Origin of the sequence: Xenorhabdus sp. KK7.4, from assembly GCF_963876465.1 — a bacterium.
Classification (GTDB): Bacteria; Pseudomonadota; Gammaproteobacteria; order Enterobacterales; family Enterobacteriaceae; genus Xenorhabdus; species Xenorhabdus stockiae.
Map to the genome: position 1 here is coordinate 71,863 of NZ_CAWNQF010000057.1, position 23,927 is coordinate 95,789.

Genomic DNA, 23,927 nt, shown 5'->3' on the forward strand with positions numbered 1-23,927 from the left:
CGTTTTTCTCCGAAATATAGCTACATTACTATTCTCTTTTACTGTTTATTTAAGGTAGGTTGATTAACGTAACGTGTTGCATTTATGAGTTATTACTTCTGATGCATCTTCGTCTTCTTCCTATGGTTCATTACACGCTGCTGCCGGCTAACATTATGCGGTTCTCTGACTTTCATTTTCCCGCTACCGGGAGGTAATGCTCTATCAATGGTCAGTTCCGCACCTGCTTTTGCCAGATTTTCTTGTAGCTGATGGTGTTGCTGACACCAGATAGCATCAATATCCCTATCACGTGTAGTATCTCTTTCTTCTGAAAATGCGACTGTCCTGACCTGAAAACGAGTACTTTCTTCACCACCAGCACCAAGCTCTAAACCATAATCCGGTGTTAACGGATGCGAGATAACCACCTGACCATCAGTCAACCATGCATTAACCTCATTTTCGTTTATCTGATACCCCAGCTCGCGTAACCCTGCCAGAACAACATTACGACGTTCAGCTGCGGTAATACGTTGTTCTATCCGAGTAATGGCGTCATTTACCGATGCAAGATGATTTGTTATTTCAGCAAGTGAACCTTGCTGTACTAGATTGCCAGCTTCACGAGCAATCATTACCGCCTCTTCATCTTCCAGACTTTCCAGTTCAGCAATAGTGACAGCTAGTTGAACGCGAAGGTTCTGCAAATGTTGTATCTGTTTGATTTCGGTTGCCAGTTCAAAAATCAGGGAATCGGCTTTGAGTTGTCTTTGCGCTTTATCATTGAGTAATAAAATCTTCTGATATTGGGTCTGATATGGTGTGAGATCCTGCTGGTTATCAAGAATACCCAACCTAATTATCATAGCTTCTATCTGCTCAAACTGAGCTATTGTCTGAGGAGACAACGTTATTGGTGCCTGATAAAGTGAATCACTCGTTGACTCTGCATCATTCTGCAATGAATGAATTAATGCCGTATCTAATGATGGTTGACTGTCCGGTAACTTATTGTCAAGAAGGTCAGTTACAAATTTCAGATTCTTACTACGATGATAACTTGCCCTTACTTCCCTCTCCTGTTCTTCCAGCAATTCTGCCTCAAGTAGAGTTATCTCACCTTGAATATCCTGTGTAAATTTCTCAATATTATTTTGCAGGGTATCAATTTCATTGGGGGACATAGTAATCCCCTTTTCCATCCGCGTATTTAATGCCTGAAATACCAGAAAGAATGGTTGATTTCGTGTCTCATCAATATGAGAAAGTGACCGACTGATTTGCTGCAAGCGTTGATAATATTTCTTTAATCGAGCATGTGAACGCTGACAAGCAATAAAATGTTGTTTTCTTACCTTTATTCTGTGCAGAGATGAACTCATAACAATACCTGTCGTTATTTATAAATTATTCATATGCTGGACTGAGAAGGCCTGTGTAATTGCTGTAACCAATTTCTGTTGTGCTATATCCGGTTGATGGAACCATTCCACAATAGAGATACGGCAACTGGCCGGTACAACGTTCTTTAATACAGTTGGACGCCATACTTCACGCGCCCTTGCCTGTTGTAATAACGTGTGATTCGGCATATCACATTCCAGACCAATGATATATTTTCCACTTTGTGTATCTTCAATAATGCAATCAAAATAGAACACACCGGCTTGTTGCACGTTAGCTATCTGCCATCCTTGATTTTGTACAAAATCTATTACGGACTGCACAAAGCCATCACTCATCTGGTTGTGGTCATTAAATCCTGTATCAGTAAGACACATTTTATTAAGTAATGCCTGATTCTGTTCATTTTGTCCGATAGACAGGTTACGGGAGAACATTAAATATCCCTGCAAAAAATCCCGGGGAATTTCAGGTTTGCGATAGCTTGCAAACAAATCAGATATTTCATCCAGCGGCATCGATGAGAAAATAACTACTTGTTTTCTGGCTCGGGTAATCGCCACATTGAGCCTGCGCTCACCACCTGTTTGCCCTAACACACCGAAATTACGCCGAAAAGTACCTTGTTTATTACGTCCGAATGTCGTGGAAAATAAAATCACATCCCGTTCATCGCCCTGTACGTTTTCAACATTTTTTACAAACAGAGCCATATCTTCACCCTGTTCCTGCCGTTGCATTTCTTGTATATAAGCCTGACAAAAATTTGTATCTGTTTCAGTCAGTTCTATCAATAACTGATGTATTAACTGGGCTTGTTTTTGATTAAAGGTGACAATCCCGACAGACGGTCGGTTTTCAAATGGTATCCGCCATATTTCAGACAGACGTATTATGATGGCTTTTGCTTCTTCAGGATTGGTCTGATTATGGTATGTTCCATTGACCATCTCCAGTGACAGGGGTTTTATCTTGCTGAGTACTGTTTCTGAATGCTGTGCCGGAATATTCAGGCGTTTTTCATAAAAAGCATGGTTGGAGAAATTAATTAAATCGCGGTAAGCAGAACGATAGTGGATGTCGAGTGTATAAACCGGCAGTACTGTGCGTGCCAGATGCAATAAATCCGGACACTCGACAAGTTGTCGATAATCCCATTCGTTATCACTCTTTTTCTGTTGCTGCTCTGGGGAATCATTTTCTTCCCCGTCTTCCAAATCATTATTTATCGATCCGCTAAAAAAACTGGAAGGCGGCATCTGTTTATCATCACCACTAACTATCATTTGCTTACTACGATATAGCGTTGGTAACGCATACTCTATCGGCATTTGTGATGCCTCATCGTAAATAACCGTATCAAAAAAACCGGGTCTGAGTGGTAAAATCTGACTGGCAATATCCGGAGTCATCAGCCATATCGGGCGAAGATGCATCAAACCAAGTGCTTCTCCTTCTTCGATAAACTCCCGTAATCTTCTGGCTCGTTTTCCGGTTAAACGGGTAATTTCTTCCCACACGCTTCGTGGGCTGATTTGCTGATACTCTAATCCTTTATTGAGTGATTCACGGTTTAACGTCTGAAGCTCCGTTAATTCTTTTTCCAGCTGCTGTGAGTTGTTATTCAGAACATCTGGCTCAGTAGATAAAGCCGGCGTTCTGCTCTCAAATAATGTTTTCAGGGCCAGGTAATAGTGGTGTTTAAGCGTTTGCTCAATTGTGTGACGGAGTTCTGTGTCGCTGAACTGAGAAAATGCATCAGCATAAGGGCGTAAGAGAGCCAAAATCTCCCGGTGAATTTCACTGAAATCAGCAGAAAGTAAACTGTACTCCAGATAAGGTTTTAATGTCGGCAGTCCAGTCTGTAACGCAATAAGATAATGATTAATGGATGCTTGGTGTTCAATCGCGCTGGAAAAGCGTTGTTGTGTCTGAATGGTCAGATATGGTTCCAACAAACCAAGTGCATTCCGACTTTTTTCCTTTGCCTGAACGCGTGTAATTGCGGCTTCAATCTCAGAACCCTGCTGTAAAAAACCGAGCTGCTCTTGATCACATATCGCACCGAATAAATGAACAGGTTGCGGATAATTAACCACTAATTGCGCCAATTCAGCAATCTGGCGAAGAGTTTCAGTTGTATTTATCGACTGCTGAAGTAATAAAAAGATATCAGAATCAGAAAGCGCTTCTAATTCAAGTTGCAGATGTAACTGGTTCAGTTCATCACGAATAAGGCGCCTAGCCTGTTCAGCCTTAATGGAATGATGAAGTGCGCTATGCGGTGCCGGATTATTTTCGATCCCATGAGTGGCAGTAAATGAGTTGAGTTTGCGCTGACGGTTATAATAAAACGGATTCAGGTGCAACCAGAATGAAGTAAGTTGTTTCTCTTTTAGCGCCAGTGACAATTGCATCAGCAGCCGGCTTTCACTTTGTGCCAAAAGATTAAAGAAACGAGGGTCGCACAAGGAGTTATCTATCTGCTGTAGCTGTTCTATCAGAACTTCCAACTGACTAATAATCTGCTGACCACGTAACCGCTGTCCTTTTTCATCGCAAAATAACGGCAACCAACGGGAAAACTGTTTCCACTCCAGAGTAGATAACAAAGAGAAAGCTGTTTTACAGGCATCCAAGGCAGCCTGGTGATCGGTCAGTTTCTCAATAGTTACCTGTGTATAAGGTAGTGTCAGGGTTTGTTCACGTGCCGTTTCGGCCTGTATAAACCCGGCTAAAACCCGGTTAAATTGCTGAAGGCTAAGCTCATCCGAAGAGAAATAACATAATTGTGAAAATGGACTGTTTTCATAATTTGCAGCCAGCCAGAGCGGAGCAGCCTGAACGATATCATCAATGATCTTAGCTATTTCAATTGGCTCTGATGAACGGAAGAACAGCTGCAGTTTTGGTAAAATCTGCGGTAAATCGAGACAAACTGCTGCTGTATTATGCTTATCGCGCAAAGTAATCAGAGATGCCAACAATTGACGATAAGAACATCCTGCCGTCTCATGATGCTGGTACAATCCGTTGTAATAGTTATCTAACTGAGTTTCATGTGTATTTATACGCTTAGCAATAAGGTCACGTTTATACTCCCAATTCATTATTTGATCGCCGGTTTTCTTCAGCATAAACAGAGAGTCTATCTGTTCACGTACTGATTGAATTACATCCCGCCCTTTCTGCGCTTGACGCACATGCACAATACGATTAATCAGGCCGCAGGCTATCAAACGTTTATACACGACTTCCAACGCTGCTGGTTTCTGACAAATCACCAGTGCCGTTTTCTGTTGACCGATAGTATCTGCAATCAAATTTACGATGGTCTGGCTTTTCCCCGTACCCGGCGGTCCTTCAACCAATAACCCCTTGTTCTGGCGTGCTGCCGATATCACTGTTTCCTGTGAGGGATCTGTTGCACTAACAAAATAACGTTCTGCTGCTTTCAGTGGAAAAGGTTCTGATATTTCAGCCTCCACCAGCCCCAGTGCTTTTTCCAGTGCTGTGTTATCAATAGGCAATCCGGCTATTTGTTGTAGATCTTCACCTATAGTTTGTCCGATAAACGATGCATGGAACAAAACAGCCGAGCAACATAATGATGCACTGTTTTCCGCTATTTCCGCATCTGATGGTAGTGCTGATAAGTCTTTTACTGATACCGGCATGATAGTAGAGAGCTTCTCCATGACCCCATCAACAGTCAAACCCGCATATCCAATCAGTTGTTCTAAAATCGTCTGCCACTCTTTTATCGGCGGAATATCATTCAGGCTGGCTAATGCCGGATTGAGTTTCACTGCTCCGCGGTCATTATCAAACTGTAAACGGGCAATACCGCGCATTCCGGTATTCATGACTAAATTAACAGGCCAGAGAAACAGCGGTGCTATACGGGGCTTCATTTGTGACGGTCGAGTATGAATAAGTAGAAAAGGAAATCCCAGATACATGCCGTTTATACCCGTGTCACGATGGTATAACTCGCTTTTCATCTGCAATATCCGCAACCTGTCGTTAACTTTAGGCATTTGCAGTAAAGTTTGACTATCGATTGCGATAGTATTTTTAGGGCGGTTAATTAGATGCTGTAACAAATCCAGAGCACTTTTTTTAACTCCATTCAGTTCTGTCATATCAACCCGACCTGCCGATGGGGTCAGGCGCATACGAACCAAATTACCCCGTTGAGTACTTGCAGTGATTTTCCGGGTAAAAAACTGCATGACGTGCTGAATGTAACGCTGTTTTTCTGGCACAAACCATTGCTCTGCCGGAACAGCCAACATCACAATAAATTGCTCAAGTGACAAACGCTGGGTCAATAAAAATTGCTCTGTCCAATCGTCAATGTCCGTAATCCCGCAACGACAAAAATCACCGATTCGTTCTTTTACCTGCTGATGGAGTGTTAATCGGGGTAACTGTAATAACGCATCTGCCTGTATACGATCAAACGTACTAATATGATAACGCTTCGCAAGTTTAGCGGCTTGATCCAGTAATGTCTGACGTGCAATAAACTGACCAATATCAGCACTCAATAATAGAATAAGATCTTCATCCTTTAAGTGTTGCTGATCAATCAGGGTTCGTAAACCACTGTGGTGTGTATCGGGGAATAACTGGTAGTGTGTCCGCCAACGGGTAATTAACTGACTATGAGAGGTAATAAGCAGATAAACTCTCAATGAATTTTCATTCAGGTTGATTTCAAGCTTCTCTGCCTGACTGTAAACCTGTTGTTGACGATGGTTAAGTTGTACCAGCCAGTGTTCAGGTTCAATTTGGCGTAACAACTGTGACAGCGGGTCATTAATTAATTTGTAGCCAATATCTGCATGTTCTAATAACCAAGAAGGCGTAATTATCTCACCACAGTAAATAAACGGTATATCCGGATTTAGTACTTTTAAAGTCAACGTCAGACGGAAATTATCATCAATATCCTGAGTATCAAGGAAAAGACGCAGCTGCGTATGAATTGATTCATAGTGACTCATTCCGGCAAGCCATGAAATGAGTTCTCCGCGTAATAATAGGGATAATGCCTCATTCCATTGCACCGCCTCTGCCGCTTTGAGAGCAAATTGAGCAGGCTGATTATATTCCTGACCGGCCAGAATAATTTGTTGTCCGTGCTGCGGTAGTTGCTGATTTATCTCAGCAGGAGCAGCCATCGGTCGACCATCCAGCCATGCAGACACCTCAGGCCATTGCCAACGTTGTGTACGATCGCGGGCTAATAATCCGAGCAAAAGAATACGGATATTTTCATCCAGATCATCAGGAATAGTGATCCCATGTGCCATTACTTGAATTAAAAAGGCATTAGTATGAACCTGCTCAAAACAGCGTCCACGAGTGATTTGTTCGAGTAGAATAATACCCATACTCCACCAGTCGGAAGCGGCAGACACTCCACCAGCTAAGGTTTCCGGTGCACTGTATCGGCTGATATCCAACGGTGAAACAATATCAAGCTCGAACTCGGACAAACAGGCTGAACCAAACTCTATAACGACAATATCCAATGGCGAACGCTGGCGGATCATTAGATGGGAAGGCTTAAGATTACGATGACGTAAACCACGCTCCGAAAAGGCATTAAGCGCCTGCCCTATTTCCAGAATAAGTTGAGGGAGTTCTTCCTGTTGCCATTCATTTCCCAGCGCAATAAAATCTTCCAGCGAACCACCGGGAATATATTCTGTCACATGCCATGACCTGTCGTATTGACGGCCGGTTTCCAGTAACTCAGGAACATGACTGTTTGGTAAAATCCGGTACACATCATAAACAGACAGGTCTGGTTCTTCTCCCTGCTGATAAAGTGTTAAAACGCCCTGTCTGCCAGTGTCCTGATGAGTTACATGATAGCGCTCACGGTAATTACCCTTGTTATTTATCCGTTCACCTACTAGCCAGTTTCCGACGGACATCAGGTTATTTGATGTTGGTTCTGTAAATGCTGATTCTATTAGTGCTTCTGCTGATAAAAAAAGAGTATCCTGATCAACATTGTCTTCCACAGAGAATTCCGCTGCATCCCCACCACATTGCAGGCAAATAAGATCATCCTCTTCCATTGGATGACCGTTCACACAAACGTAAACCTGCTCCTGAAGCCTTGCCTCTGTAGGTATTGTTGTTATATCAGTGGATATTGACTCTGGTAATTGTGGACGCCAGCCTGATTTATGGATAGGTTCAGCAGATAAGTCCCATCCACATGACTGTGTACTGATATATCCTTCACAGAAAATTTCGGTCAGGGGCCGCTCTGTCTTACAATGGGGGCAAAAACGCATCATTACCATAACATACCTGTTGTTATTCTATTTTTTAATCTGTGTTACCTGATGATCCCCTTGGATAAGCAGATCCCTGAATCGTTCCATATCTCCTTTTTCCGGAATGCCGGCAATAAATATCCGGCCTTGAGCATCCAAAGCGAGATCCAAAACTTTATCTGTCTTTTCTAATGGCAGATGATAAGAGTGATAAAGCTGCCGGCCTAATGACGTTAAAAGATGCAATTCCTGATTGTCACTACCACGCAAACGCAAAGCCTGTGTTGCTTCCTGCCGATAAGGCCCAGAAACCAACACATCAATTAAGCCGACCATAGTCTGTAACCTTGTTTTTAATATGCGGTATTCGTAGCCACTGAAAACCAGAATATCGCCAGAAAAGTGACGGCGTAACGATTTCAATAACGTATAAAGTGCCTCTGGCTGATCAAAGGGTTCACCACCGGAAATGGTAATGCCATCTGCTTTTGTCAGCCAAGGAGTAAGCTGTGTCATCAGAGTGTTAATCGCTATGCGTTGTTGTGTAGGTCTCCATGTATCCGGAGACATACATCCCTTACAACGAATGCTACATCCCTGTGTCCAAATCCCGATACGTTTTCCCGGACCAAGAGAAGTCACAGGAAAATGCAGGCGCGATAAACTAATCTCCATCAGACTAATTCCTTAACCGGTATCAGTTGTACTGTTGTTATTTCACCTGTTTCGCCTAATGCTATCTGTTCGATACAAAAAGATTTATTAGCACATTCATTCAGGTCAAAGACCGCCCTTGATAACGGATTGATAAGGTGGATTTCAAGCTGATTACGAATACCTCTTCCGCCGTTAGATAAATCTGCCAGACAATGGGATTTAAGGATGGTTATTACGGTATCCGCAATTGTGATGAACAAGCCTTGTTTTTCCAGATCGCGCAGAATGTTGCTGACCATTTGGTTAAAAATCTGCTCTGCCACATCCGGTCGGATAAAATCAAAAACAATAATATTTTCACCAATACGATTGAGCAATTCTGGGCGATTTAGTACCAATTTGAAGTGACGTTCGATTTCCCGTTTTATATTTTGTTGTACAGTGTCAAACGGTTCATCTGGAGTGGTGTTAGCAACCCGTTCCCCTTCATTATTCAGTCGATAAATGCCAAGGTTTGAGGTGAAGATAATTAATGACTCAGAAAAATAGACACGATCACCACGGCCTGATGTCAGAACACCATCATCAATAATCTGTAAAAATTTATCCATTAATTGTGGATGTGCTTTTTCAATCTCGTCAAACAGTACAACGCTGAACGGTTTTTCCCGAATCGCATTCGTCAATTCACCGCCTGAGTTATATCCCACATAACCAGGAGGAGCCCCGATAAGGCGCTGATCGGCATGTTCAGCACTGAATTCAGACATATCAAAGCGGATATAAGCACTTTCATCACCAAACAATAACTGAGTGACTGTTTTTGCCAGCTCTGTTTTACCAACACCAGTAGGGCCTGCAAGAAACAATACTCCACGAGGGCGCCCACTTTTGCTACTACCAACACCAGTTACTGCACGCTTAATAATATCCAGTAAATGTGTTACTGCATGATGCTGACCTTTTACACGCCTTTGTATGATGTCATATGCATTACGGATTTTATTTTTATCAATCTTCTGCCATGGATCTTCTGTAATACCCACTTTATAACGTCTGACAGCATCGCTGATACGTGTTACCGGAACTTTCTCAAGCCGGGCAAGTTGTATAATTGCAGTTAAATCGAGTAGTAGCAGACCTTCTGTTTCATCAATAAAATCACTTAATAAAACGGTATATTCATTATGCGATATTTGTTCAAAATCCGGTAAGGAACGTAATAAAGTCGGTGCCAGCGCTCGGCGCATTTGCCCATTAGGTTTGGCGACCGGAATATGGCGTATTCGAGAATTGTTAATCAGAAACCAGTCCGGTAAATCAGTCTCCTTTTCAACTACCCAGAAAATAGTATTAAAAAATGGCTGTCGCTGGAGGCCTGCCGGACGGGCTTTTGCCTGATGAGAAAGAACTAAGGCACGGGTAAATAAGTGGTGTTCAATAGCGGCAAGATTTTCACGCTGAGAAATCAGACAGGAAGCAAAATCCACGCATAATGCAATTGGTTCGTCTGGGTATGCTACCCATTTCTCTAGTACACTATTTAGTAAATCAATTCCACCAGGAATACTATTCGTATTTATCGGTAATCCCATGCGTTGTAATAATACTTTTCCCTGCTCTTCAGACTGGGATGAATGATTGATTAGCGTAAATCCTGAAAGAGGATTAAATGTCATGATATGGGTATAGCCCATATCAAACAGTGTATTTTGTAACACTTGTCCCAGCCCCAGTGGAGTCATAACCTCTGGAGCAATTTCATATGCCTGAAGATCCCTGACATTACCAGATAAAATAAACTGACTTTTCAATGGTAAAAAACGTTGTAGATCTCGTAGCCAGCGTGCTTTCTGGAAGGAATTTTCCATGAAGCTCTCTCTTTTTTTTATTCATATAAAATAATGAATCAGTTTACCGTATATAGATAAAAAAATGCCAGATTAGACGATTAAACATATAGTTATTTCTATCTTCTTTTTCAAAAAGAAAAATAAAATTAATAGAGACAATATCAATCAAATATTATTTAGATTGATATTTTTAATCAAATAAAAAATTCTAACATTAGTTCCAGTGGATACTATTAATAAATTATTTATTTTAAAGTTGCTACATTTTACTTCCTATATTTCACAGAATGAAAAATAGGATATAATATTGATTAGATGACAATAGGAGGAAGATATGACTGAGTCATTGCAAAAAACTAAGTTAAATAAGACTGAACATGATGTACTGGAAATATGTCGTGAAGTACTACTTGTTGAATCAATGGATATTTATGATGATTTTTTCAGTCTTGGCGCAGATTCTATTTCTTTAGTTGAAATACAAATCTTTATTGAGGATAAGCTAGGAAAGAAAATAGACTGGAGCGATGTTCTAAGATTCAGGAATGTTCAATCACTCTCTGCTTTTATTGATTCCAGTTTTCGCATTCCGCCTCATGACAGAAGGGAAATCACATGGAACGGAGTAAAATATGCTTTTCGGGTTATTGGTGACATCAGTGACCCCCAAGTAGTCCCCACATTTATTATCGTTGGTGGTTTTCAGGATATGTACTCCTTACCTCACCTAGAATACCTCCTCAAAGAAGACAGCCCTCTCATCTTTGTTGACCTTCCCGGGACGGGTTCTGCTGACGATATTCCCCCTAATCAAAATTTTGAGTTTCTGGCGGAATGCACACTACACCTTTTAGATACCTTGTCTTTACAAACAATAAACCTCATCGGTATTTCATACGGCGGAGCTACAGCGCTTGAGTTTACGTACAAATGGCCTGAAAGAGTGAATAAAACAGCATTTATTGGCACTGCACTCACCCAGCCACTTCATATTCAAGATAAGCTGGATACAGCATTAAAGGCACTGACCGAAGGGAATTATGAAGAATTTACAGAAAATACCATTGCAAGTATTCTTTGCCTTGATCCGGATGTCGACATACTAGGCAGAGAAACAACATATAAACTTGTTAAGAAAACATTACTGGAATCAACACGCCATCATGCAGAAAGATATAAGTATCTCCAAAAACGTCTTTTAAACCAACGAGAATATGAGAAAGCAAACGGCTTTAACAAAGCCACTTTATTCATAACGGGTGAATACGATATCATCACTCCACCAGAAATTATTAAACGTTGTGCCTCTATTTTCCCTAACTCTATATTTACGACAATAAAAAAATCAGACCATCTTGTTATGATAGAACGGCCTGATGTGCTGACCGATATTCTTATTCAATTCTTTAATGGAAAATTGCCAATCCAAAATAGTAACTTAAACGATATTGAGATTATCAGTTAATACTCTAACAATATCACTCCGACTTCAGGATATCTAAAACTCCTCTTAGCAAATCTGAAATACCTTGCAATTCATATGTAAGGTATTTCAGGTTAATGACAAAAACCCCTGCGTTGCCATCCACAGATACGTGATTTAAACAGATAAGCATTTCATCTACAGATAAGTGGAGTTTGCTAAGGTGAGTGATATTTGAAGAAATCGGGGACGAAAAATTATGACAACAATATCATCGTGCAGTAATAGATTGATTAGCATGTTATTTTTTGCATTAACAATCAATCCTGTGCTTGCCTTTGCCGGAACTCCAATTAGCACCGGAGAGCGTAATCTACCCACATTTTATAATTGGTCAGGGAAAACACCGGAACAAGCCGGTCAATTACTTCGTGTCGAACCATTAGACTCTGCACAAAGCCTGTCAAATGCCGATCAAAACATTCGTATTCTCTATAGTTCGACCGACGGGATCGATAACCACTCTCCAATTACGGTTTCTGGCGCGCTATTTTTACCGAAAGGAACACCACCAAAAGGGGGATGGCCATTGCTAGCCTGGGCACATGGTACCGTCGGTATCGCAAATATTTGTGCCCCATCGTTTGCAGGCCGCAGTAAACGTGATATTAGCTACCTCAACTACTGGCTCAAACAAGGATACGCCATTGTTTCTACAGATTACCAAGGATTGGGGACGCCGGGATTGCACCCATATTCTGACTATCGGGCTACAGCTTATAGTCTGCTCGATAGTATCCGCGCAGTTCAGCAAGGCAATTTTCATCTATCAAAGAAAACAATCCTCATTGGACAATCGCAAGGCGGAGGAGCAACATTTGCCGCTACCTTATACGCAAAAAGCTACTCTCCTGATCTTGATATTGTCGGTGCTGTAACAACGGGAACCAGTGTGCCTGACGCTATCAAGAAAATGGTAAAACGAGACGATACTGTCAGGCATACACTTGCTTACTTTTTATTAGCGGTAAATACTGTACCGTTAGTCAAACCATCATTATCGCCTGAGGATTATCTGAGTGACAAAGCAATCCCGGCTTTTCGCCTTTCACAGACTCACTGTCTGCGTGATATAGAAAAACAGATATTTTCAGATAACTTAACCGGCGCAAATAGTTTTAAGAAAGATCCAGCACCACTTATACAAGCTATCCTGAGCGTCAGGTATTATCCCGCCATAAAAACAGACATTCCTATTTTCTGGGGAACAGGCGGGCAGGATGTAGACTCACCAAAAGCCGGACAGATTAAGCTTGTTACTGCTGCCTGCAAACGAGGCAGCCATATTGAGTGGCACCTCTATCCTGATTTGAGCCACTCGGCCACAATGAAAGGCTCTTTGCCCGACTCTACCATTTTTGTTAAACGAGCTTTTTCAGGTGAGCACATCGATGGGAATTGCGCCACAGGCACAGAGTAATCATCACTGTATGTTTCCATGCTCATATACAAAAATATCTGCGTTTAAAACAGGGGAGCAGATCTTAACGAATGTTGTTCAGGTACCTTCTTCATAATGAAGAAGGTACCAAAAACACACTCTATTTTGCGCCAATAACCTCAAATTATTGGAGCCTACGGCTGCTGGGAAAACCATATTTTTTAGACTTCCAGACTAAAGTTAATCCAGCTAATAACAATAGACAGATCACCCAGGGGAATGAAGATACTCCACGGGTTTCCAGCAGAATTCCTCCCAGAATACCGCCACCAGCGATGGCAATATTCCATACAGTGACAACCATAGATTGCGCTATATCGGCACCATCCCCTGCGGCGTCAGCAGAAGCCGTTTGCAGTAATGTCGCTGCACCACCAAAGGTTAATCCCCAGACAGCAACTCCCAGATAAATGACTGAAGGGATATTACCACCAAAACCAAGCATAATAGCGGTTAAGGTGAATATGCTGAGGCTGAGTAACACCAGTATTCGCAGATAGTTATCAACCAATAACCCGATGATCCAGATACCCAGTAAAGCTGCTATCCCAAATATCAGGAGAATGAAATCAACACGTTCCGATAATCCGGCGGGTACAAGAAAAGGTGAGATATAGGTATAAAGAATGTTATGTGCCAACATCCAGAAAAAAATGACAAGCAACACCGGACGAACACCAGCTGTGGTAAAAACTCTGTAAACAGGAACACGCCGCTCTGCACTTTGCCCAGGAAAATCAGGTACCTTAAGTATGACCCATATCGCCAGTATTAGTGTCAGGCCAGATATAATCGCAAAGGTTCCTTTCCAGCCAACCAGATTACCCGCCCAAGTCCCGACCGGAACCCCCAGAGATAATGCAATTGGTGTTCCCACCATTGCCACGGCCATTGCCCGGCCCTGCAATGAAACTGGTACCATCAGCCGTGCATAACCGGCTAAAAACCCCCACGCAAGACCCGCTGCAACTCCAGCCAGAAAACGTACAGTTAACGTCAGAAAATAATTTGAGGATAATGCAGTAATCGTATTAAAAATCAAAAAACCAACAATAGCGCAGAGTAGAACGGGTCGTCTCCGATAACCGCGTACTGCGGCGACAAGAGGAATTGCTGCTAATAATGACCCTAGAGCATAAAGAGTGACTAACTGACCCGCTAACGCTTCTGAAACGCCAAAATCCAAGCTAATTTGAGGTAGTAACCCTGCGGGTAGTGTCTCCGTCAAAATAGCAATAAAGCCTGTCATTGCCAGCCCCAATAATCCGGAAATAGGAAGACGCTCAGTTGTCGTTACTGATAATACAGAGGTGTCTTCATGCATTTAAATGATCCTTTTAATATATGTATCGATCGATATAAAAGTAGAGATAACAAGGTTACCTTGTCAAGGACTTTTATATCGATTAGTATTTAAGTAGAGTTTAATGAGGAAATAATGATGGCTAAAATGGGGCGTCCACGTCGTTTTGATCGAGATGTAGCGGTCAATCAGGCGATGTTTCTGTTTTGGGAACACGGCTATGAATCAACGTCTCTGAGTCAGCTAAAAGCTGGAATGGGTGGCATTTCTGCTCCCAGTTTCTATGCTGCCTTTGGCTCCAAAGAGGCACTATTTAAAGAAGTAGTAACCCGTTATCTGGATACATATGGTCAGGTAACCGCAAGCCTTTGGGATCAGAACATGCCTCCCAAAGACGCGGTTGAAATGGCACTACGTCACTCAGCGAGAATGCAAACAGAATACGATCACCCCTCGGGTTGTTTGCTCGTATTGTCAGCTAGTGTTTGCTCACCAGAGCATGAACATATCCAAAAACTGCTGGCAGATATCAGAGAAGAAACGCGGAAAGGTTTTGCTTCGTGTATACAGCGCGCCATAGATAACGGTGAGTTAGCAAGCGAAAGTGATCCTTCAGCAATGGCGGCGATGTTCAATGGTCTTCTGTTAGGATTTTCAACTTTAGCCAGAGATGACGTTTCGCTGGAGGTTCTTGAATCATCCATTACACAAATAATGAAAATTTGGGATCTCAGAGCCAATCATTGTTGAATAATAACGGGCTGTATTTTACTTTAAACACAGCCCGTTGCAGATTTTTTACGACAAAAATGCTTTAACCAAAAGAGTCGTTATAGGGTCTGGAGAGTAAGATCTCCCACCGGAAAGTGTAAGAATCTTTCAAAGTCTTCTCTGAGAGCCGTTTCTGGTAAAGACTGTAAAGATAAGTCCCTCTGCTGACAATCAAAAATACCATCTTTCTGTCCAAGATCGCTTTGTATCTTTGATTCATCAACAAACAATTCGGTTCTTGGGATACGAACTTTCTCGTATTGACGCAGAGCGGCAACTGGATCTGGCTGCTGCTTCAACATATGCCCCAGAACAGCAGCATCTTCAATCGCCATCCCGGCACCTTGGCCCAGTGTCGTAAGCATAGGGTGAGCGGCATCACCTAAAAGAGTAATTCTTCCTTTCCCCCAAAGCGGGGAAAAAGGCCTGTCCTGCGCAGATACGGAGATAATATCTTCCGATGGCGTTTGTGAAATAATGTCGGAAACAATTGTCGGCCAACCCTCAAAATAGGCCAGAACATCCTGATTACTCCCTTCCCAATGACAGGCCTGCTCGTTACTCATGTTTGCAGTTCCCCACCAATAAACTTCCCCTCCGCCTATATCGATTAAACCGACTCGTTTTCCCTGCCCCAAATAATGGACAACATAGCCGGGCGTAATCTGCGGATGCTGATAACGGGTAATTGCCAGCCAGCAGATATAATCAGAAGCACGGAGCGGCTGATTCCCCTGTAGATATTCCCGGACAACAGAGTGGATACCATCAGCACCAATCAACAGATCACCCTGTGTTTCTCTGCCGTCAGCAAAACGGACAGTAACCGCATTATCACTTTCGATAATTTTATCTACTTTCGCATCGACATGAATAATGCTCTGATCTAACTGCTGCAACAGAGCTTCCTGTAGTGCCTTACGTGATAAACAGACACTATCAAATCCATTGGAAGACGAGATTTCAGGTACAGGCATTCTGCGTATAAGCTGATCCTTAACGTTCCTGACTTCGAAATTCTTAACCGGAGCACCAAAGTTTTCCAGTTTCAGATTAACTCCAATAGAGGATAGCGCCGCAACAGCATTAGTTATCACAGACAGGCCAGAGCCTGCCGTTCGTAAAGTCGTTGCTTGTTCGTAAACTTCAACCTCATAACCAAGACGCTGTAAAACAACCGCCGTCGTTAATCCGCCAATACCTGCACCAGCTATAATAACTTTCAATGGACGGGACATATTTTCTCCGAATCCGATATGACTTGTTTTGTAGACGATTTTTTCATTTCCTGAAGAATGACCTTTGCCACTTCCTGTACATAAGGTTCTTCCATGATTTCCAGATGATCCCCGGGCACATCAATGACATTGATATAACCGCTTGTCTTGCTCTCCCAGCCATTTTTCGGATCACGATACTCACTTCGTACCGCATCATGCATAGAGCGCAAAATGACAGGTAACGGCCGTGTTGCATGTAATAAAGTCATATTGATATCCGCTTTATCAGCAACATGATCTGTAGCCGCTTTCCAGTTAGCTTTATACACATCGAATAACCGCTGTATGACTGCACGGGAACTACCCTGAGGAATTGCACCTGTCGCGATAGCATGCTCGGTGATATATTCAAACTGTTCCTGCAAAGAGGTAATCTGTTCCGGTAAGGTCTGTTCCGGAAGTGTGGCGCCTTCGTTCAGCCACAATAATTCCCAAAAGAACCATCGCAGCAAAGCGCCTTCATTTATTGTTGTCTGAGACGATGCGTTAACAGCAACCGTATCTAAAATAAAAAGGTCTGTGACATCTTCACCCTGCTCTTTCAATTGTCGGGCCATCTCGAATGCGACAAAACCACCATAAGACCAACCTCCGATTGAATATGGGCCATGTGGCTGTATTTCACGTATCGCTTCCAGATAATTAGCAGCCTGTTCTTGTATGCTGTTCAGCGGTATAGATCCTGCGTCTACACCATGCGCCTGTAATGCATAGAAAGGCTGATCGTCAGGGAAATACTTCACTAACCGCAAATAGGACAACACATTCCCCCCCATAGGATGGACAAAAAACAGTGGCTGTTTATGCCCTGTCGTTCGCATGGGGACAAGCGGACTGAATTTTGGATACCCTCCCTCTTCCCTGATATGTGCCGCTAACTGGGCAACCGTCGGGTAACTGATAAAAAGAGACAAAGGAACACTGGTACTGAAATGCTTTTCAATCAAGACCACCATTCTCATGGCAGTTAATGAAGTAGCCCCGATATCAAACAGATTCTGGTGAACAGATACAGCAGGAATTTTCAGCAAATCAGCGGCCAAATCACACAGAACCTGTTCATAATTGTCTCGTGGCGCAATATCTTCTGCGTTGTTATGGTATTGCATAATCTTCATACTACGTAATGCAGCATCATCACGCTTACCACTTAGCGTTTTAGGCAAAGTACTCAGCCACTCTATTCGGGAAGGCACCATGTATTTAGGCAATTTTTCAGACAAATGTTGCTGTATACGCCCAGTTAAGGCTTCATTCTTTTCTCCTACCAAGAATGCCACCAGCAGGCTATCATTTTCCCCATGTTGCTGAACGACAACAGCGACGTCTTGCAGAACCTTATCAGCACCGGGCGTACTCGATATCGCTAATTCTATTTCTGCCAGTTCTACACGATACCCACGTACTTTAACCTGAGTATCTTTACGGCCTAAGCTGAGGATATTGCCATCCCTGAGTTTTACACCCAGATCACCGGTTCGATAGAGTGTCTCCTCGCTGCTTTTAAGGACAATAAAGCGTTCTGCGGTTAATTCTGGCTGGCGGTAATAGCCCTGTGCAACAGGTAAACCACGGGCATAAATTTCCCCCTGTTCACCGATAGCGACTTCTTCTAACTGGCTATTAAGCAAGATGATATCTGCGTTGCTGATGCTTTTACCAATGGGAGGAAGCGCCGGAAAAACTGCCGGATCACCCTGCATGGTAAATGCCGTGATAACATGGGTTTCCGTCGGACCGTACTGGTTCTCAAGAATACCGTTATTAATCTGACCGATAAGCAAACGAATATCATCAGTCACCCGAAGTTGTTCTCCTGATGAAATAACAACTTTCAGGTTTTTCGGGTAGGTTTCCAGTGCAACGGCTGTTTCAGCTAATTGCTGAAGCGCAACATAAGGCAAATAAATTCTTTCTGTCCGGTAATTATCAAGAGTACGCAGTAATTGCAAAGGATCGCGTCGTTCATCTTCACTGATAAGATGTAGCTCGCCACCGGCAGTCAGCGTAGAGAAAATCTCCTGAAATGAAACGTCAAAACTCAGTGGTGCATACTGTAAGGTAGAACCAATATTTTTACCGGATTGGGTTTCATTCTGCCAAATAATCATATTTGACAGGCTACGATGCGGCATTGCCACACCTTTGGGTTTCCCCGTTGAACCGGAAGTAAACAGTAAATAAGCCAGTTGTTCAGGCACTATTTCTGTCTCTGGTTTCTCTGTATCTGATAAAGGCACATCCCTGTGTATCAACTTGTCAGCCCTGACGGTTGGAATTGCCGCCACGTTAAATAACTGACTGGATTTATCATCAACAATGACAAGTGCTGGCTGAGCCTGTTCCGTCATGGCTTCAATACGCTGAGCCGGATAGCTTAAATCCAACGGAAGACAAACTCCGCCTGCTCTCATAACGCCAATCAGTGATGCAACCAGTATCGGAGAACGTTCAAGCGCAATGGCAACAGGCGTATTTTGCACAACGCCACCAGCAATCAACACGGAAGCAATTTTCCCGGATTCCGACCAGAGTTTCCTGTAACTCCATTGCAGATCATGATGACGGATTGCAATTGCATCCGGCTGTTCCCGTACATTTTTGGCCATCATCGCCAGTACAGAGATAAATTCCTGAGAATATATGCCTTTGTTGCTTTGTGTAAGCGGCTGGCTCAGCGTTGCCGGTTGATCACGATGGCTGACCATTCTGTTCAATATGGACATATAAATATCCATATAGGTATCAGCCTGAATCTGTGAGAACACCCTGCCATCAAAATCACATCGCAGATAATGTTGGCCGGTACTGAAATCGGTCATGACATTGAGCAGTAATTCAAAGTTAGTCTCTTCCCACGGATCAAATGCAATGAGAGATAAATCAGGAGTGTCAAAAACGTCTTTTAATACATGAAAATGAATGTAATTAAACGCGGAACTTATTTCCGCTCCTTCTCCTGCTACTTGCCGGATAGCATTAAGCGGATATTTACGATATGGAGCATGACGCTGTTCAGCGCTAAATACAGCATGGATACACTCTTTCCATGTTTTGTTCTGCGCAGAAAAACGGACAGGTAATGTATTGAGAAACAAACCCAGTGTTTGCTCTGAATTCTGTGCATCTGGTCTGCCGTGAGTGACTAACCCGGTTGCAATCTCATCCTGAGCCGTAATTTTAGCCACAGTCAAACAATGGGCGGCAAAGAATACTGATTTAACTGAAACACGTTCACGCTGGACTAACGTCGTCAGCTTTTCTTCAGTTTCTTTGGGAATAATTGCTTTTTTAGTGAAGACCCGATCTTCTGACTCACTGTCGTACAACCGGTAGGCAGGTAATTGCGTTCTGGTCAGCCCTCTGAACATGTTTTTCCAGAACAATTGGTGTTCCTGACACTGTAATGCGTGGATCTCATCCTGAACATATAGAGCTGGTGATGGTAATACATCTGCCTCTGAATAATACATCCCCTCATGCTGGTAACGAGAAAAGAGTTCACGTATCAAATTTGCCACACTGCCACCATCCAGAATGGCATGATGAAAACTGAATACCATATCGATAGTATCTGCCGTTCTGAATAAGCTGATTCGATACAATGGCGCACAATCAAACTGGTAGTTATGACGACGTCCCTTTTCCATGCACTCTTTGATCGTTATTTCGGAATCATCCTGTGTCAGTGAGCTGATATCACGAATCTCTACAACATCATCAAGCCTGATATTGTGGTTGATAATTTGTAATGGTTCACTGAAATCCGCCAGATTAAAGTGGGAACGCAGGACAGGATGCCGCTGGATTATCGCTGATATACTTTGGCGAAAAATTTCAGGCTCCCACTTTCCTTTCAGCGTATAGCGGAAAACATCTTTATAAGTGGCTGAATGTTTGCTCTGCTGGCTGTGATATATCAAACCAAGCTGGAGTTGAGTGGCAGGAAACGCATCTTCATAGTGTGAAAGTGCTGCACGCTCTTTTTCTTTAATCAAGGCAAACGGAGATAGCTCAACATGTTTTTGAATTTTCCGGCCAGCATCAATTTGCTGGCTCAACTCAACTATCGTCAAATATTGTGATAACTCAGAAAGCGTGACATTCATTCCTGCTTTTTCAGCCTCAGAACGCACTTTCAACATCAGGATTGAATCACCACCTAATGTGTAAAAATTATCCTGCACGCTGAGCTTCTCAATCTTTAATACCCGTTGCCATATTTCAGCCAATTGATGTTCAGTTTCAGTCTGAGCATCATCATAGCTAGGCGAAACCTCCGTTTTTACCAATGAGCTATTTACCAGCGTAATAAGTGCCTGACGATCAACTTTACCGTTTGGAGTAAGAGGAATATAAGAAACGGAGATAAATTGCTGCGGGATCATGAAATCAGGTAAGCATTCCAGTAACATTTCACGCAGTTTTTCAGGAGTAAAATACTGGTTATTGATGACATTCGGGTTAATAACATAATATGCACACAGGTAAGTATCACCATTACTGTTTACTTGTGGTAAAACCTCCGCTCGGCTGATCCCCTGAATACGCTCAAGCGTATTTTGTATTTCCCCCAGCTCAATACGGTTACCCCTGATTTTTACCTGATTATCAATTCGCCCCAAATATTCAATGCTGCCATCAGGTAACCATTTAGCTAAATCCCCTGTGCGATACCAGCGTTCACCTCCATCCAGAATGAATTTCTCGTCTGTTAATTCAGTCTTATTGTGGTAACCACGGGCTAACCCAATGCCGCTAATCTGCAACTCACCCGCAATACCTATTGGTTGCCGGGTGCCATGCTGGGACACGATTCTCAGTGTAATATTGTTGATCGGGAATCCAATAGGAACCCGATTGATAACACTGTTATTTTCGGGAAGAAACTCAAAATATGACACATCTACGGTTGCCTCAGTCGGGCCATAGAGATTGATCAAAGCCGGTGCATTTAAACCAAAAGCGGAAAAAATCTGACGGAATTGATTAACCCGTGCCGGAGGCAAGGCTTCACCGCTGGTGAATACGCGGCGTAAGCTGGTTAGTTGATTCACTAACTCTGGTTCAGCTTCCAGAATATCGAGGAAAGGCTGAAGCATAGAAGGAACAAAGTGCAATGTTGTTACGTTGTGTGCACTTATCGCGTTTATTATCTCCAGCGGATCTTTATGAGCACCGGGAGGTAATAAGTGAACAGATGCCCCGGAAATTGACCACCAGAATAACTCCCAGACAGACACATCAAATGAAACAGGCGTCTTTTGTAATATCACATCCGTGCTATTGAGTGGATAACGTTCCTGCATCCACTCAATCCGGTTTACTGCTGAATTATGGTTAATCATTACACCTTTAGGCTGCCCGGTAGAACCTGAGGTATAAATCATATAAGCCAGCGAATCTGCGGTAGATAAATTGGGCTGCTTTATATACTCATGAATTGAAATGCGACTTCCATCAATGACAACATACGATTGCTCACTCAAAGACGGTTTAAGCTGGTCGGAAATGATGACCGTGACACGGCTGTCCTTCAGCATATAGTTAACCCGCTCTTGCGGATAATTGGGATCTACAGGCAAATAAGCCGCACCGGCTTTCAAGACCGCGAAAATCGCTGTGAGCATATCTGTACTACGATCCATCAAAATAGCAACCATGTCCCCTTTTCTCACACCAGCCTTCAGTAAAACGGCTACCATATTATCTATACGGTTTTGGAATTGGAGATAAGTCAGGGCTGGTTTCCCGCCAGAACTTGCGATAGCGATTGCTTCACCATCTAATGCAACCTGAGTATCAAATAGCGTTGATAAGGTTTCTTGTTTTGAGAATTCAGTAACCGGCCCTTGTTCAAAAAGAACAAGTCGTGCCACTTCTTCGATTGAAGAGAGGTTCACATGAGCAATAGTCTGCTCTGGCGATGCAACCATCTGTTCAATGATATGTGCTAAAGACGAAGTAAAGGCTTCAAATGAGTAATCTTCATCGAAAATATCCTCGGCCCCGGTAATATCAATGGCAACTTCCCTGTTATTCCCACAGCTATGAACATGAATCGCAATAGCATCATCTTCATGGGCCGTTGCTGCGGCATAAATCTCTTCGTCGTTATAGAGATCACGGGAAGCCGCAGTTAGGGGTGAATAGTTATAAGATACAGTGACATCAAAACACTGACGTTTCCCGGCACCTATAGATTTAAGTAAACGCCCAAGAGGAATATGTTCAAACGCTTTTAGATTTGAAATATCGGCTTTAATACGCGCCGCCAGTTCAATAAACGTATCCTGTGCGTTGACCATAACAGCCAGTGGCAATGTATTAGCCCACTCCCCTGCAATATCAAGCTGACTCATACGACGGTTAAGAAATGGAATACCAATGGTTAATCGGGTGTTATTGTGTACTCGTGATAACAAGATAGCCACCGAAGCCATAACAACCTGATAAGGGTTGATTCCCTGAGAAAGCATCTTCTCTACTTTAGCGGGCGCTAATAGGTGCCTATGTTGTATAAAATGAGACTGATGCGTTTTCTTTTTCCGATTAAAAAAAACCGGTTCATGACGTTGTGTAAGATCAGCCAGTTGTGTTATTTGCTGTTCGGTTTCTGGCTGTGACAGAATTTTTTCTTGTTCAAGGATCGATGAAATATACTTTTCAGTGTTGAGGGATAATGACTCAGTATTATCATCAGTATTCCGATAATATTTAGCGATTTTTTTTGTTAACTGATTTATTCCCCAGCCATCACAAACAATATGATGGGCGCGAATAAAAATAGCCGACTGGTTATTTTTCAAATTGCGCAGTAAGACAACTTCAAGTAATGATTTGTCATTCAGAGTAAAAATGTGTTCTGACCATTCTTTGAAAAGAACAGAAATATCCTTATCTTCAGCATCAATAATTTTTACTTGATTAATAGCACTGTTTTTTATCTGCTGATTCAGCACTCCATCCTGTTCAAGGATACGTATTTGACGTGTTACATCGCAATTTATAGTGTTGTTAACTGCATGAAAATACCTTTCAAAATTAATATTTTCTTTTAATTTCCGTGCTATGGCTATAGTAAATTGATTACTTTCTGGATTACGTTGGGTTTCATAATAAATTTCTTTTTGGTACTGGGTAAGAGGTACTACTTGTGAAGTTTTCATAGCGGTTTACTGCTTACATCGTAATTCGGGTGTTTTATTTTATGAACCACGCTCTACTCAACACAAGGGGTATTATTTTACATTGCATTACATTTTTTATTAATCGCATAATAAAATCAAATTTTATGGCAATTAATTGATATTAATCAAAGAAAAATTATTTAATTAACAGCTAATCATAAAGTCTGATTGATAATATTTAATCTGTTTTTTCATGGTAATAATTATTGCTCTTATGGCATAATTTGATAATGCAAGATTTATTAAAAGAATATATTTTAG

Annotated in this window: 10 protein-coding genes; 3 read left to right on the forward strand and 7 right to left on the reverse strand. The window is 42.3% G+C overall.

Going from position 1 to position 23,927, the window contains the following annotated elements; translation table 11 throughout:
* Positions 1–92: 92 nt before the first annotated feature.
* The 4 genes from AACS90_RS05960 to AACS90_RS05975 are packed head-to-tail and all read right to left on the reverse strand — an operon-like array spanning position 93 to position 10,216.
* A complete protein-coding gene (locus AACS90_RS05960; protein ID WP_099122099.1) occupies positions 93–1,364 on the reverse strand; it encodes a hypothetical protein in 1,272 nt (423 codons plus the stop codon).
* Positions 1,365–1,382: 18 nt separating this feature from the next.
* A complete protein-coding gene (locus AACS90_RS05965) occupies positions 1,383–7,715 on the reverse strand; it encodes a protein kinase domain-containing protein (RefSeq protein WP_099122100.1) in 6,333 nt (2,110 codons plus the stop codon).
* Positions 7,716–7,733: 18 nt separating this feature from the next.
* Positions 7,734–8,363, reverse strand: coding sequence for a 4Fe-4S single cluster domain-containing protein (locus AACS90_RS05970; RefSeq protein ID WP_099122101.1), 630 nt, complete (start codon positions 8,361–8,363; stop codon positions 7,734–7,736).
* Positions 8,363–10,216: an AAA family ATPase gene (locus tag AACS90_RS05975; protein WP_099122102.1), complete on the reverse strand. Its 1,854-nt coding sequence runs from the start codon at positions 10,214–10,216 to the stop codon at positions 8,363–8,365. The genes AACS90_RS05970 and AACS90_RS05975 overlap by 1 nt, the downstream gene beginning before the upstream one ends.
* 316 nt (positions 10,217–10,532) lie before the next feature.
* Between AACS90_RS05975 and AACS90_RS05980 the strand changes: the two genes are divergently transcribed.
* Both AACS90_RS05980 and AACS90_RS05985 read left to right on the forward strand, forming a co-directional pair.
* The gene (locus tag AACS90_RS05980; protein WP_099122103.1) at positions 10,533–11,663 is read left to right on the forward strand and encodes an alpha/beta fold hydrolase; all 1,131 of its coding nucleotides are present in this window, start codon (positions 10,533–10,535) and stop codon (positions 11,661–11,663) included.
* 256 nt (positions 11,664–11,919) lie between these two features.
* A complete protein-coding gene (locus tag AACS90_RS05985; protein WP_193757203.1) occupies positions 11,920–13,101 on the forward strand; it encodes a lipase family protein in 1,182 nt (393 codons plus the stop codon).
* Positions 13,102–13,246: 145 nt separating this feature from the next.
* Here AACS90_RS05985 and AACS90_RS05990 read toward each other — a convergent pair whose 3' ends face one another.
* A complete protein-coding gene (locus AACS90_RS05990; protein ID WP_099122105.1) occupies positions 13,247–14,446 on the reverse strand; it encodes an MFS transporter in 1,200 nt (399 codons plus the stop codon).
* Positions 14,447–14,563: 117 nt separating this feature from the next.
* Between AACS90_RS05990 and AACS90_RS05995 the strand changes: the two genes are divergently transcribed.
* Complete coding sequence (locus AACS90_RS05995) at positions 14,564–15,175, forward strand: TetR/AcrR family transcriptional regulator (RefSeq protein ID WP_099122106.1); 612 nt, start codon at positions 14,564–14,566, stop codon at positions 15,173–15,175.
* Between the two features lie 80 nt (positions 15,176–15,255).
* Here the strand turns inward: AACS90_RS05995 and AACS90_RS06000 are convergent, their stop codons facing one another.
* The gene (locus AACS90_RS06000; RefSeq protein ID WP_099122107.1) at positions 15,256–16,434 is read right to left on the reverse strand and encodes an FAD-dependent monooxygenase; all 1,179 of its coding nucleotides are present in this window, start codon (positions 16,432–16,434) and stop codon (positions 15,256–15,258) included.
* Entirely contained in the window at positions 16,419–23,645 is a 7,227-nt protein-coding gene (locus AACS90_RS06005) for an amino acid adenylation domain-containing protein (protein ID WP_099122108.1), read from the reverse strand. The genes AACS90_RS06000 and AACS90_RS06005 overlap by 16 nt, the downstream gene beginning before the upstream one ends.
* Positions 23,646–23,927: the final 282 nt, after the last annotated feature.